This window comes from uncultured Tissierella sp., from assembly GCF_902479755.1.
GTDB classification, from domain to species: domain Bacteria; phylum Bacillota; class Clostridia; order Tissierellales; family Tissierellaceae; genus Tissierella; species Tissierella carlieri.
Window position 1 is genome coordinate 21132 of record NZ_CABSQO010000006.1, and the last position, 12977, is coordinate 34108.

Sequence of the window (12977 nt, forward strand, 5' to 3'; positions counted from 1 at the left end):
TTTCTTTAAAATGCTGGAACTACAGCACCATCATAATTTTCTTCTATATATTTTTTTACCTCTTCAGACTGTAATGCTTTCAATAATTTAACGAATTTATCTTGTGTTTCTTCTCCAGTTCTTACGGCTATAAGATTAGCATAAGGTGATTCGCCGCCTTCAATCAAAAGACCATCTTTTACAGGATTAAGTCCTCCTTCAAGGGCATAGTTACCGTTAATTATAGCGCCATCAACATCATCTAAAGTTGTTGGAAGGAAAGCAGCTTCAAGAGCCTTAAATTTAATGTTTTTAGGATTATCTACTATATCAGTCTTTTCGTTAGCTGCATATCCAACATCATCTTTTAGTTTGATTAATCCATTAGCTTCGAGTAAAAGTAAAGCTCTACCACCATTTACTGTATCATTTGGTATAGCTATTACAGCACCATCTGGTATTTCATCTATAGATTTATATTTAGAAGAGTATAATGCCATTGGCTCTACATGAATTTTTCCTAAAGAGACTAAGTCTAAGTTTTGTTTTGCTTTAAAATCATTGAAATAAGGTTCATGCTGAAAGAAATTAGCATCTATATCTCCATCATTAAGAGATAGGTTTGGCGTTACATAGTCTGCTGCGAATTCAATTATTTCAATTTCAATTCCTTCTTTTTTCAGATCATCTACAACTAAACTAACTAATTTAGCATGTGGATCTGGAGATACACCTATTTTAATTTTGTTCGTTTCGGAAGACTTAGAGCTACAGCCTGCTAAAACTGATAATGATAATACGACAATTAATACAAGTGATAATAATTTTTTCAATTTAATTCCCCCATTTATTTTATTTATTTTTATTTATTTTTAAAGAAATATAGTTACCTAAAAGTTGTACTCCTTGAACTAAAATTATAATGACTACAAGGGCTACAAACATTACATCTTTTTGCCATTTATATAGTCCAAAACGAATAGCTAGATCACCTAATCCACCACCTCCTATAGCACCTGCCATGGCTGAATATCCAATTAGATTTATTATAGTTAAGGTTACTCCAGACACTATAGAAGGAAGTGACTCTGGAATAAGAACCTTTCCAACAATTTGTTGAACTGTAGCCCCCATAGCGAGACTAGATTCAATTACGCCCCTGTCGATTTCCTTTAAACTCCCTTCCATAACTCTAGCTACGAAAGGAGCTGCAGCTAAGGACAAAGGTACTATAGCTGCTGTTGTACCTATTTTTGTACCTACTATAAGCTTTGAGATAGGAAATGCTAAAATCATTAAGATAATAAAGGGGATAGATCTCATTACATTTATAATACTTCCTAAAATCTTGTTAAATGTAGGTTTTTCCCATATATTGTCTTTTTCAGTAATTACCAATAGAATTCCTAGTGGAAATCCTAGCAATAATGAAAATACTGTTGAGAAAAATACCATATATAGAGTTTCTAATAAAGAAGGTATAACTAACTCAGCCATTATATCACCTCCACGTGAACATCTTCATTCTCTAAAAATGAAAGAGCTTTATCTATTTCTTCATCTTCTCCAATTAATTCTAATATTAGATGGCCTACACTAGTGGATTGCAATTTGTTGATATTTCCTGATAATATATTCACATCAATATTAAAATTTCTTATTACTTTAGATACAATTGGTTTTTTAGCACTATCTCCTAAAAAACTTAATCTAATAAGCTTTCCCTTAAAATCATTTGGATTTATAATTTCTTCTTCTATATTTCCTTGTAAAGAACTGATGAAGGCTTGGGCAATCTTTGTCTTAGGTTCTCTAAAGAGATTTTCTACAGTATTTTCTTCTACAACTTGTCCATCTTCCATAATAGCAACTCTATCGCATATTTCCTTTACTACTTCCATCTGATGGGTTATCATCACTATGGTTATATTTAACTCATCTCTTATTTTTTTTAGTAATTCTAATATAGACTTTGTAGTCTTCGGGTCCAATGCAGAGGTTCCCTCATCACTAAGAAGTATTTTAGGATTATTAGCAATAGCCCTTGCGATAGCTACTCTTTGTTTTTGGCCTCCGCTTAGTTGACTAGGATAGCTGTTTTTTTTATCTTTTAAATCTACATATTCTAAAAGCTCATTAACTCTATTATGAATTTTTTCAGCATCCATTTTTTCTAACTGTAAAGGAAAGGCTATATTTTCATAAACAGTTTTTTGAGATAGTAGATTAAAATGTTGAAATATCATACCTATTTCTTTTCGCTCTTTTCTTAAACTTTCCTTGTCAAGTGCTGTTAGATCTATTCCATCAATAAATATTTTTCCTTTCGTTGGTTCCTCAAGTCTATTTAAACATCTGATTAAAGTGGATTTTCCAGCGCCACTTAATCCAATAATCCCAAAAATCTCTCCTTTCTTTATATTCAGGTTTACATTGTTTACTGCTGTTAATTTCTCTTTGTCACTAAAAAATATTTTAGATAAATTATCGATTTTAATCATTTAATATATTCACCCCTTAAATTACTAAAACAAAAACCTCTTTTTAAAGAGGCTTAAATAAAAAAACCTCTTCAGAAGAAAGAGGTCTACATTCCTCTCTCATCTTTCGGTATAAATACCGTTGGATTTAGCACCTTGTAATAATACAGGTTGCCGGGCTTCATAGGGCCATTCCCTCCGCCACTCTCGATAAGAGTTATATTCAGTTGATTTTAAAGTTCATTTTAATACTATTTTTTAATTTTGTCAACTATAAATTTAAAAAAATTTTACTTTTGCCTTTTTTTATAATTCATCGTACCATTCTAAATCATCAAAATTAGTAAAAAAGGATTGTGGATATAAAAATATATCATTGGAAAAGCCTACATAAGCATCTGGTCTTCTAGAATCCAAATTTTCATAGCTTGTAAAATCTGTGTTTTGAAGATTTTCACTTTGGTAATATATGTCGAATTCAGGATTGTTTTTTATATTAGGGATTCTTTCCATTTTTACACCTCCTGAATTTAGTTTTTCCTATTTATTTAATTATATTTAAGAATCTTTTGGAAGAATAAAAAAAGTATTTTAACAAACAATAAAGGAGAACAAAAAAATTGAAAGGAGTGTATTTATGGCACTTAAAAATACTGTAAATTTAAATAGTGTAACTCAACAAGAACTTAACTGTGTAAAGGAAATTGCTGGTGGTCATTTAACTATGAGTAGTAAGTTTGGAACTTATGCAAATCAAGTTCAAGATCCACAATTAAAGCAAATGCTTCAGCAAGCAAGTACAGACGCAAAAACTACTGCTACTAACCTAATTAATTCATTATAAGAGGAGGGAAAATAAATGATGCAAGAAAGAGATATTGTAAATGATATTTTAGCAGGGGCTAAAGCCAGTATAAATACTTATACAACGGCTATAATGGAATGTTCAAATCAACAATTAAGATCAACTCTACAAACATTAAGAAATGAAGCAGAACAAATGCAATACCAATTATACCAAATAGCCGAGCAAAAAGGATATTATAAGCCAGCGCCGCCAGCTAATAAAAATGACGTAAATCAAATAAAGAACACATTAACATCAGCTGCTAATAGTACAACTACAACTACAACAAATACAAATCAGCAAATGCAATAGTAAGTATTGAGAACTCCAAATTGAGGAGTTCTCAATTTTTAAATAAAAATTTTTAATTACAACTAGGACAAAATTTATAGACATTTTATTTTTAATATGCTATTATATTATAGATATAAATACCTTTAATCTAATCCAGAGAGGTTAGGAAGGAGAGCGTAGATAAATATTTATGGTATACTTGTGCCTTCCTATTTGGAAGGTTTTTTCGAACGCTAATCCTTTAAAAGGCTACTAAGTTAAAGGAGGAATTAAAATGTTAAAAGGAAGACATCTAATTGATCCACAGGATTTTACTGTGGAAGAGCTAGAAGAGATATTTCAATTAGCACAAGAAATTATTGAGAGACCAGAAGACTTTACCCATATTTGTGATGGAAAAGTTTTGGGGACATTATTTTTCGAACCTAGTACTAGAACTAGGTTAAGTTTTGAAGCTGCAATGCTTAGGCTAGGAGGAAAAATAGTAGGTTTTTCAGAGCCAGGTTCAAGTTCTGTAACTAAAGGAGAGAATTTACCTGATACAATAAGAACAGTTGCAGCATACACAGATATTATTGCTATGCGTCACCCAAAGGAAGGGGCACCAAAATACGGTTCACAGTTTTGTGATATTCCTCTAATAAATGCAGGTGATGGCGGTCACCAGCACCCAACTCAAACACTTACAGACCTTTTGACTATTAGAGTTGCAAAAGGTAACTTTTCTAATTTAACCATAGGACTATGTGGAGATCTTAAATTTGGTCGTACAGTTCATTCTCTAATAAAAGCAATGTCAAGATATGATAATATTAGATTTATATTAATATCCCCTAATGAATTACAAACTCCTGAATATATTAAGACTGAGATTCTAGATAAAAAGGCTCTAGATTATTTAGAGGTAGAAAGACTTGAAGAAGTTATTGATCAGTTGGATATACTATATATGACTAGAGTACAAAAAGAACGTTTCTTCAATGAGGCTGATTATATAAGACTAAAAGACAGCTATATATTGGATAATGTCAAGTTAAAATCAGCTAAGTCAGATTTAACAATTCTTCATCCACTTCCAAGAGTAAATGAAATAAGCATGGAAGTAGATAATGACCCTAGAGCTTGGTATTTTAGACAAGCAAAATATGGAATGTTTGTTAGAATGGCTTTAATTGCTAAATTATTGGGGGTGAAATAATGTTAAATATTAATAGTATTACAAAAGGCATTGTTATAGATCATATTAAGCCAGGATATGGATTTTTTATATTTAAACATTTAAAACTAGATGAGGCTGATTTTACTGTGGCTCTTATAATGAATGCTGCTAGTAAGAAGCATGGACGTAAAGATATGATTAAAATTGAAAATGTTATAGATATAGATTTAGCAATGTTAGGATTTATTGATCCAAATATTACAGTAAACATTATTGAAAATGAAAGAATTACAGAAAAAATCAATTTATCATTGCCAGATAGAGTAGAAGGAATCATTGAATGCAAAAACCCTAGATGTATAACCTCTAATGAAAGAGGAATAGTTCATAGATTTGTTTTAATCGATGAAGATAAGGGAAGATATAAATGTCAATATTGTGATCAGATATATTCTTGGGAGGGATAGAGTGGATATTCTAATAAAAGGAGCAAGAATAGTAGATGAGTCCAAAGATTTTCTTGGGGATTTATATATTAAAGATGGAATAATAGAAGATTTTGGTGTAAATTTAGATTATAATTGTACAGAAATAGATGGAGAAGGCTTAGTTCTTATGCCTTCCTTCATCGATCTACATGTTCATTTTAGGGACCCAGGATTTACTTATAAAGAGGACTTATTGACTGGAGGACTGGCAGCATTAAAGGGTGGATATACATTAGTCAACCTAATGGGAAATACTAATCCAATTTGCTCTTCAATGGAGACAGTAGAATATGTATTGAATAAAGCAAAGGAACTGGATTTGGTGGATGTTCATCAAACTGTTTCAATCACAAAGGATTTTGATGGACATACTCTTGAACATTTGGATAGATTAGATAATAGAGTAAAATTTATTTCTGATGATGGCAAAGGAATAAAATCGAATATCGCTATGTATAAGGCTATGACTAAGGCTAAGGAAAAAGAACTAACTATCATGACCCATGCAGAAGATGATAATTTAACTCCAATTGACTATAGAATATCGGAAAATATTATTACAATAAGAGATATTTATTTATCAAAGGCAACTGGGGCAAGATTACATTTATGCCATGTAAGTACGAGAGAGGCCATTGAGGAAGTAAGAAAAGCAAAAGCAGAAGGAGTTAATGTTACATGTGAAGTAACACCACATCATATAGCACTTTGGGATAATGATTTTAAGGTTAATCCTCCTATAAGGACAAAGGAAGATGTAGAATCACTTATTCAGGGGATAATAGATAGCACTGTAGATACTATAGCTACAGATCATGCACCACATACCAAAGAAGATAAAGAAAAAGGAGCTCCGGGACTATCTGGAATAGAAACGGCTTTTCCTGTTTCTTATACGACTTTAGTTAGATCCAGTAAAATAGATTTAATGAAATTGTCTAAAATAATGTCAGGAAATGCAGGAAGAATAATGGAGGTCAGAAAAGGTAAAATAGAAAAAGGCTATGATGGAGATATAGTTTTATTGGATTTAAATAAAGAAATTATAATAGATGGAGAAAAATTTATATCTAAGGGAAAGAATACTCCATTTAACGGAATGAAGTTTTACGGACAGGTAATCATGACATTAAAAAATGGAGAGGTTAAATATATAAATAAGGATTAAAAATCTGGGGTGAGAATGTGATAATTGATAGATTATATGATGAGGTAGAGAAAAAAGGAAATGTTTGTGTTGGATTAGATACTAATCTAGACTATATTCCTGAAAAAATAAAGAAGAAGTATAAAGATATAGACGAGGTTATTTTTCAATTCAATAAAAAGATAATTGATTGTACAGAAGATATAACTGCAATTTATAAGCTGCAAATTGCATATTATGAAGCCTATGGAATTCGTGGCCTATTTGGCTATATGAAAACCTTAGAATATCTAAGGGGCATTAATGCACTATCCATAGGAGATGTAAAGCGCGGAGACATTGCTTCTACAGCGGATATGTACGCTAAAGCGCATTTTGAGGGTGATTTTGAAACTGATTTTATTACTCTTAATCCATATATGGGCTTTGACAGCATTACACCATATTTTAAATATCTAGACAAGGGCAATAAGGGGATATTTGTACTTCTTAGAACTTCTAATCCGGGTGCAAAGGATATAGAGTATCTAGATGTAGGAGGCAAGAATCTTTATTACCATGTAGGTGACAAGCTAGAGGAAATGGGAAAAAATTATATTGGCAAATCTGGATATAGCCTAATTGGAGCTGTAGTCGGTGGTACTCATACAGATGAAGCAATAGAAATTAGAGAAAGATATAAGGACATGTATTTCCTAATACCTGGGTATGGAGCCCAAGGAGCTGGAGGTAAGGATGTAAGTCTCTATCTCAATGAAGGAAATGGGGGAGTTGTAAACTCATCAAGAGGTATAATTACAGCTTATAAGAACTATGAAGATGGAATTAAAAACTTCGAAAAATATACTAGAGAAGCAGTGCTTTCCATGAGGGAGGATATTGGCTATGGCAGATAGCTATAAAGATGGAATAATTTGCTCAAATACTGAAATAAGTCCAAATATATATGAGATAGTTCTTGAAGGAGAATTTAAGGGAGCACCAGGACAATTCTATATGATAAGAGGATGGGAAGAGTTAGATCCATTTTTACCTAGACCTATTAGTATTGCAGATGTAGAAGGTAGAAGAATAAAGTTTCTATATGAAGTTAGGGGTAGAGGAACTCATATTATATCAAAATTAAAAAAGGGAGATAGATTAAGTATACTAGGGCCATTGGGCAATGGATTTGATCTAAAGGTTCAAGGGAAAATAGCATTGATATCTGGTGGTATAGGTATTGCACCAATGTTATATTTGACTAAAAAACTTTTAGGAGAAGTTGATATCTACGGCGGATTTAGAAGTAATGCTTACTTTTTAGACCAAATAAGACCTTATGTAAAAAATGTATTTATCGCCACAGAAGATGGATCTACTGGTCATAAAGGATTTGTAACAGAATTATTTGATCCAAGTAAATATGATTTGGTTTTAACCTGTGGACCAACTCCAATGATGGAGGTAGTGATAAGAATGTGTAAGGATAAAGTTCCAGTATATGTTTCTATGGAAAATCGTATGGCATGTGGTATAGGTGCTTGCCTTGGATGCACAATAGAGACAATAAGAGGAATGGAAAGAGTATGTAAGGAAGGACCAGTATTCAAAGGTGAGGAGGTTGTATTATATGACTAAGGTAAATATATGTGGTGTAGAACTTAAGAATCCAGTCATAGCTGCCTCAGGAACCTTTGGCTTTGGTAGAGAATTCGAAGAATATTTTTCTATAGAAAAATTAGGAGGTATATCTACTAAAGGTCTTACCCTAAATAAAAGGGATGGAAATAAAGGGATAAGAATATATGAAACTCCCTCAGGATTGATGAATAGTATAGGGTTACAAAATCCTGGAGTAAGGGGATTTATTGAGGATGAACTACCATTCTTGGAAAAAAAAGATACAGTAATATTAGCCAATCTAGGAGGAAGCACTTTAGATGATTATCTACAGGGGATAGAATTATTAAATAATACTTCAGTTCATTTTATTGAGCTTAATATCTCATGTCCTAATGTAAAAGAAGGTGGTATGGCCTTTGGTATAAAATGTAACACAGCATCAGAAGTAGTGAAGGAAGCTAAAAAACTATCTAAAAAGCCAATAATAGTAAAACTATCTCCTAATGCTGAAAATATAAAAGAGATGGCATATACATGTGTAGAAGCAGGGGCAGATGGACTTTCTCTTGTGAATACTTTTAATGCTTTAGCAATAGATATTTATAAGAGAAAGCCTATATTTAACAATATAACAGCTGGTTTATCGGGACCATGTATCAAACCTATAGCTTTAAGAATGGTATATGAAGTAAATCAAGTTGTAGATGTACCTATAATAGGCATAGGTGGAATAACAACAGCAGAGGATGCTATAGAATTTATTATGGCAGGAGCCACAGCTATTCAAGTAGGAAGTGGTAATTTTATTAAACCAGATATCTCTGTGGATATTATTAGAGGTATAGAAGATTTTATGAATAGAGAAGGTATTAAATCACTGGAAGAAATTAGAGGAATAATTTAAGACAATTAACAAAGAACAATTAACAAAGAATAATTAACAAAGAACAATTAAAACATTGATTTATTAATTGGTTTTATGGTTTTCAATTGTTAACTGTTAATCGTTAATTGCCAATTGAAGAAAGGGGTTTTAGTATGATAATCGATTTATTAAAGGAATCAAATGCATTGCTTGAAGGACATTTCTTATTATCATCAGGGAAACATAGTGATAGATATGTACAATGTGCAAAGCTATTACAATACCCAGATAAGGCAGCAAAAGCCATATCTTTTATAGTAGAAAAGGTTAAAGATTTAGATATTGATATAGTTGTAGGGCCGGCTATGGGAGGAATTATAGTAGCTTATGAGCTAGGACGTCAGCTAGGTAAACCTGCTATATTCACTGAACGAGAAGAAGGTGAAATGAAACTAAAAAGAGGTTTCCATATTGAAAAGGGACAAAAGGTACTCATCACTGAAGATGTTGTAACCACTGGAAAATCGGCATATGAAGCTATCAGAGTTGTTGAGGAATATGGTGGGGTTGTTGTTGGCATAGCATGTATAGCTGATAGATCTAAAGGTGATATTAAATATCCAGTATATGGAGGAACTAAATTAGAGATAAAAACCTATGATATAGAAGATTGTCCTTTATGTAAGGAAGGGTTACCGATAGTAAAACCAGGAAGTAGAAAAATTTAGTGCTGCATGGGATGGATTCTCATGTAGCATTATTTTTGTTTTTCCATGTAAATTTGCTTTTTCAAACAATATATTATAATATAAAAATGTGGTTTTAACGAGATGATAGATTTATAAAGGTGGTGTTTTTATGCGTTTAAGGAATTATAAAACAGGCACATCCTCCATGCAAAGTCATACAAGATAAACGGTGGCAATTAGTTTGTATGGAGTAAAATAGTATAATTGCCAATATTCATTCTAACTTGTTTGTGAATAGATTGTTTATAATGTAGACTTTGCTTCCTTAGAACGAAATTTTTTAAGGGGTGGAGTTAGAATGAAATATATTAAAGCAAATAATATTTTTCCGGAAGAATTATTAAAACAAATACAGAAATATGTACAAGGGGAATTAATCTATATCCCTAAGCCAGAGGGAGTTAGAAAAAAATGGGGAGAAAATTCAGGTCATAGAGTATATTTAGATCACAGAAATAGCCAAATTCGTGAAAAATTTCTTGTGGGATTATCTATGGATGAACTGGCAGAAGAATTTTGTCTTTCCATTGAAAGTATTAAAAGAATTGTTTATTCTAAATAAAATATTAAGAAGATTCATCTAATTTTAAATAGATGAATCTTTTTTGTTAAGAACTTATATTAATTGTTTTTGACATATTATATTTAAGTAATACTCTATATAATAAAATTTAAGCTGTATATCATAATAGATAGTCTAATCTATGATTAATTATTATCTCATAGAAATAATGAGAGAGAAAATAAAGTATAGGAATGAGGTGTATTTATGCTAATTCGCAGATTATCTAATGAGGAACTATATAAGGCTGTTGATTTACGAATTGAATGTTGGAATAATGATTATAGAGGTGTTATTCCACCTAATGTAATGGACAGAGAAGAAGAACTGGAATTTCTTATATCATGGATAAACGAAAAATGTGATGACATAAGGCGCATTTATGGAGTTTTTGATGGAGAAAAGTTTGCTGGTTTTGTAGGAGCAAGTATAGCAGAGAAGGAAGATAGTGATAATGGGGTAGAATTAAATTATCTGTTCGTAGATCAGGAATATCGGGAACGTGGATTTGGTCTTAAATTGATCAAAGCCGTAGTAGATGAATTCAAGGTATACGGATTTAGAGAACTAATAGTATATAATTGGCATGAAGTTCATTCTAATAAGTACTACTTATACCTAGGGGGCAAAGTAAAAAAACAAGTTGTTCAATCTTTTAAAGGGCAAGATATATTAGCTGATGTGTTCGTTTGGGATTTAGCAGATATTATCAAAACATTGAATAATATCTTATATGCAAGAGATGTTCAGCATGGTGGGCTTCATGTGAATAAAAAGTTTGATGAAAGCGTCATAATAACGACAGACTTTTCAAATGATGATTTTGATTGTGTTTGTAAAGGATTATTTAAACATAATGTAATGAAGACAGAAGGAGTATTAAAAAAGCCGGGTATTGATATTAATTTATATCTTAAAACTTCTGATGAAGAAACAATAGGGGCAATTTTATGCGATACTTTCAACTATTGCATGTATATTGATGTAATGTGGATTGATGAAAAATATAGAGGTAAAGGATATGGTAGGCTACTGATTACTGAAGCAGAGAAAATAGCTAGAGCATATGGATGTGTTTTTGCCCATACTTGTACATTTAGTTATCAATCGCCTTGGTTCTATAAAAAATGTGGATATGAAGTGTTCTCTATATTAGACGAATATCCTGATGGTATAAAGCAGTACTTTCTAAAGAAAAAGTTCTAGGATAAGGTTCAGGAAAGGAAGAGGTAAGCTATTTTTAAGGTGTTTAAAACTAGTTATAATGATAGTAGGATTAATTGTAAAATTATTTTAAATTCTGTGAATGAGTTAGAAAATTTATGTTTATGGAGGGTAAATAAATGAGAGAAATTGATTCAAATAAACATGCTTGGGGACAAGTATCTCAAGATCATTATGAAGCATTCAAAAAAAAGCTATTAAATGGGAACCATCAGTTTAATATGTATATAAAAAATGAAATTGGTGATTTAAGAGGCAAGAGAGTTATACACTTACAATGTAACACAGGAGCTGATACAATACTTTTAGCAAAAATGGGAGCAAGAGAAGTTATAGGTGTTGATTTAGTCCCAGACAATGTTTTTTATGCTAAAAAGCTTGCTAATGATTTAAACATTGAAAATATCAATTTTATTGAGTCTGATATTATGACATTAATGGATAAACATGATGAAAAGTACGATATGGTCTTCGTTTCAGAAGGTGCCATTGGCTGGCTTCCAGACCTAAGTCAATGGGGAAGAACAATTCGTCATCTCTTAAATAACAATGGATTTGTTTACGTTTTTGATTCGCATCCATTTTTCTTAACTTTTAATACAGATAAACTTGCGAAAAATGAAATAGAGATTCAGTATCCCTACTTCAGCAAAATTCCTGATGAAGAAGATTCTATTGGTGGATACGTTTCAGCCCCGAAACGTGGCGTAAAAGCATATTTTTGGATGTATACAGTTTCTGACATCATTAATGCTCTTACAAATGCTGGTTTGCATATTAATTATTTTAATGAGTATAAGGAGAACTTCTTCAACGCTGGTGGAATGAAAAGTGTAGGAAATGGGTTGTTTAATCTTGAATATAATATTGATAAATTTCCGATGTCATTTAGCATAAAAGCCACTGTTTATTAGTTCAGTAATAATTACTCCTTATACAAACTATAATCACAATGATATGGCGTAATAACTTATATTTTCTTAAAAATAAGTCGTGTGAAAAAGGAATGAATCGTAAGATTAATTCATAGTATACATTCTTCAGTTTAAGATAAGGGATATATACAAATATTAAAAAGCTATGAGATTTCTGAAATCACATAGCTTTTAATGTTGTGTTTTTGAGGAAATGATGAAACAGAATATTAACTTGGAAATTATTTATTATTTTTTGTTTCTTTATATAAATCTGAATTAATATTATCATTCTTATCTTGAATTATGGAATCTAATGATTTTGCATTGGGTCCAAATAATACATCTTCTGGTATATTTATAAAACTTCCCCTAGGAGGAAAAGTCTCGCTATTTTGATAAAAACTATTGTTGTCCAAATTTTCTGTTTTATCAGGCAAATTAGATTGTGTTTTATTAACAGGCTTAGTATAATAGGGTTGGTTAAGCTTTTCTTTATGATTCATATCCATCACCTCCAGTTATAACAATAGTATTAACCATAAAATCATTAATACTAAGGTAAAATTTCCTAAGAAATTAGAATTGCATAATAAATTAATATATTTAATTAGGGTATTAATATATTTAAAATAAAGATTAAAAATATTAATATGACTATTGA

17 protein-coding genes and 1 riboswitch are annotated in these 12977 nt (G+C 31.2%); of the genes, 12 read left to right on the forward strand and 5 right to left on the reverse strand.

The window, feature by feature from the left end; genetic code table 11:
* Positions 1-5 precede the first annotated feature (5 nt).
* The 4 genes from RDK80_RS04750 to RDK80_RS04765 form a co-directional block, all read right to left on the reverse strand.
* A complete protein-coding gene (locus RDK80_RS04750) occupies positions 6-812 on the reverse strand; it encodes a MetQ/NlpA family ABC transporter substrate-binding protein (RefSeq protein WP_308523635.1) in 807 nt (268 codons plus the stop codon).
* 19 nt (positions 813-831) lie between these two features.
* Positions 832-1476, reverse strand: a complete 645-nt coding sequence (locus RDK80_RS04755) for a methionine ABC transporter permease (protein ID WP_308523636.1) — start codon at positions 1474-1476, stop codon at positions 832-834.
* Positions 1476-2480: a methionine ABC transporter ATP-binding protein gene (locus tag RDK80_RS04760; protein WP_094899071.1), complete on the reverse strand. Its 1005-nt coding sequence runs from the start codon at positions 2478-2480 to the stop codon at positions 1476-1478. Before RDK80_RS04760 ends, RDK80_RS04755 begins: the two co-directional genes overlap by 1 nt.
* Positions 2481-2576: 96 nt before the next feature.
* Positions 2577-2676: riboswitch (SAM riboswitch) on the reverse strand.
* 89 nt (positions 2677-2765) lie between these two features.
* A complete protein-coding gene (locus RDK80_RS04765; protein WP_308523637.1) occupies positions 2766-2972 on the reverse strand; it encodes a hypothetical protein in 207 nt (68 codons plus the stop codon).
* 124 nt (positions 2973-3096) lie between these two features.
* Here RDK80_RS04765 and RDK80_RS04770 point away from each other — a divergent pair, with 124 nt between their 5' ends.
* The 12 genes from RDK80_RS04770 (at position 3097) to RDK80_RS04825 (ending at position 12313) form a co-directional block, all read left to right on the forward strand.
* Positions 3097-3303, forward strand: coding sequence for a hypothetical protein (locus tag RDK80_RS04770; protein WP_235601199.1), 207 nt, complete (start codon positions 3097-3099; stop codon positions 3301-3303).
* 15 nt (positions 3304-3318) lie between these two features.
* Entirely contained in the window at positions 3319-3618 is a 300-nt protein-coding gene (locus tag RDK80_RS04775; protein WP_308523638.1) for a spore coat protein, read from the forward strand.
* A 256-nt stretch (positions 3619-3874) separates the two neighbouring features.
* Positions 3875-4798 carry an aspartate carbamoyltransferase gene (pyrB, locus tag RDK80_RS04780; protein WP_308523639.1) on the forward strand — a complete coding sequence of 308 codons (924 nt, stop codon included), beginning with the start codon at positions 3875-3877 and terminating at the stop codon, positions 4796-4798.
* Positions 4798-5226 (forward strand): aspartate carbamoyltransferase regulatory subunit, encoded by a 429-nt coding sequence (locus RDK80_RS04785; RefSeq protein WP_094899077.1) that lies wholly within the window; start codon positions 4798-4800, stop codon positions 5224-5226. Before pyrB ends, RDK80_RS04785 begins: the two co-directional genes overlap by 1 nt.
* Before the next feature lies 1 nt (position 5227).
* Positions 5228-6415, forward strand: a complete 1188-nt coding sequence (locus tag RDK80_RS04790) for a dihydroorotase (RefSeq protein ID WP_308523640.1) — start codon at positions 5228-5230, stop codon at positions 6413-6415.
* Between the two features lie 17 nt (positions 6416-6432).
* On the forward strand, positions 6433-7290 hold the full coding sequence (gene pyrF, locus RDK80_RS04795; protein WP_308523641.1) for an orotidine-5'-phosphate decarboxylase: 858 nt from the start codon (positions 6433-6435) through the stop codon (positions 7288-7290).
* Positions 7280-8014 carry a dihydroorotate dehydrogenase electron transfer subunit gene (locus RDK80_RS04800; RefSeq protein ID WP_308523642.1) on the forward strand — a complete coding sequence of 245 codons (735 nt, stop codon included), beginning with the start codon at positions 7280-7282 and terminating at the stop codon, positions 8012-8014. The genes pyrF and RDK80_RS04800 overlap by 11 nt, the downstream gene beginning before the upstream one ends.
* Positions 8007-8903, forward strand: coding sequence for a dihydroorotate dehydrogenase (locus RDK80_RS04805; protein ID WP_308523643.1), 897 nt, complete (start codon positions 8007-8009; stop codon positions 8901-8903). Before RDK80_RS04800 ends, RDK80_RS04805 begins: the two co-directional genes overlap by 8 nt.
* A gap of 134 nt (positions 8904-9037) precedes the next feature.
* Positions 9038-9592: an orotate phosphoribosyltransferase gene (pyrE, locus tag RDK80_RS04810; RefSeq protein WP_094899084.1), complete on the forward strand. Its 555-nt coding sequence runs from the start codon at positions 9038-9040 to the stop codon at positions 9590-9592.
* A gap of 319 nt (positions 9593-9911) precedes the next feature.
* A complete protein-coding gene (locus tag RDK80_RS04815; protein ID WP_094899086.1) occupies positions 9912-10175 on the forward strand; it encodes a CD3324 family protein in 264 nt (87 codons plus the stop codon).
* Positions 10176-10382: 207 nt separating this feature from the next.
* A complete protein-coding gene (locus RDK80_RS04820; protein ID WP_308523644.1) occupies positions 10383-11381 on the forward strand; it encodes a GNAT family N-acetyltransferase in 999 nt (332 codons plus the stop codon).
* A gap of 137 nt (positions 11382-11518) precedes the next feature.
* Positions 11519-12313, forward strand: a complete 795-nt coding sequence (locus RDK80_RS04825; protein ID WP_308523645.1) for a class I SAM-dependent methyltransferase — start codon at positions 11519-11521, stop codon at positions 12311-12313.
* 242 nt (positions 12314-12555) lie between these two features.
* On the opposite strand, the gene RDK80_RS04830 is transcribed toward RDK80_RS04825, so the two are convergent.
* The gene (locus tag RDK80_RS04830; RefSeq protein ID WP_094899091.1) at positions 12556-12819 is read right to left on the reverse strand and encodes a hypothetical protein; all 264 of its coding nucleotides are present in this window, start codon (positions 12817-12819) and stop codon (positions 12556-12558) included.
* Between the last annotated feature and the right edge of the window lie 158 nt (positions 12820-12977).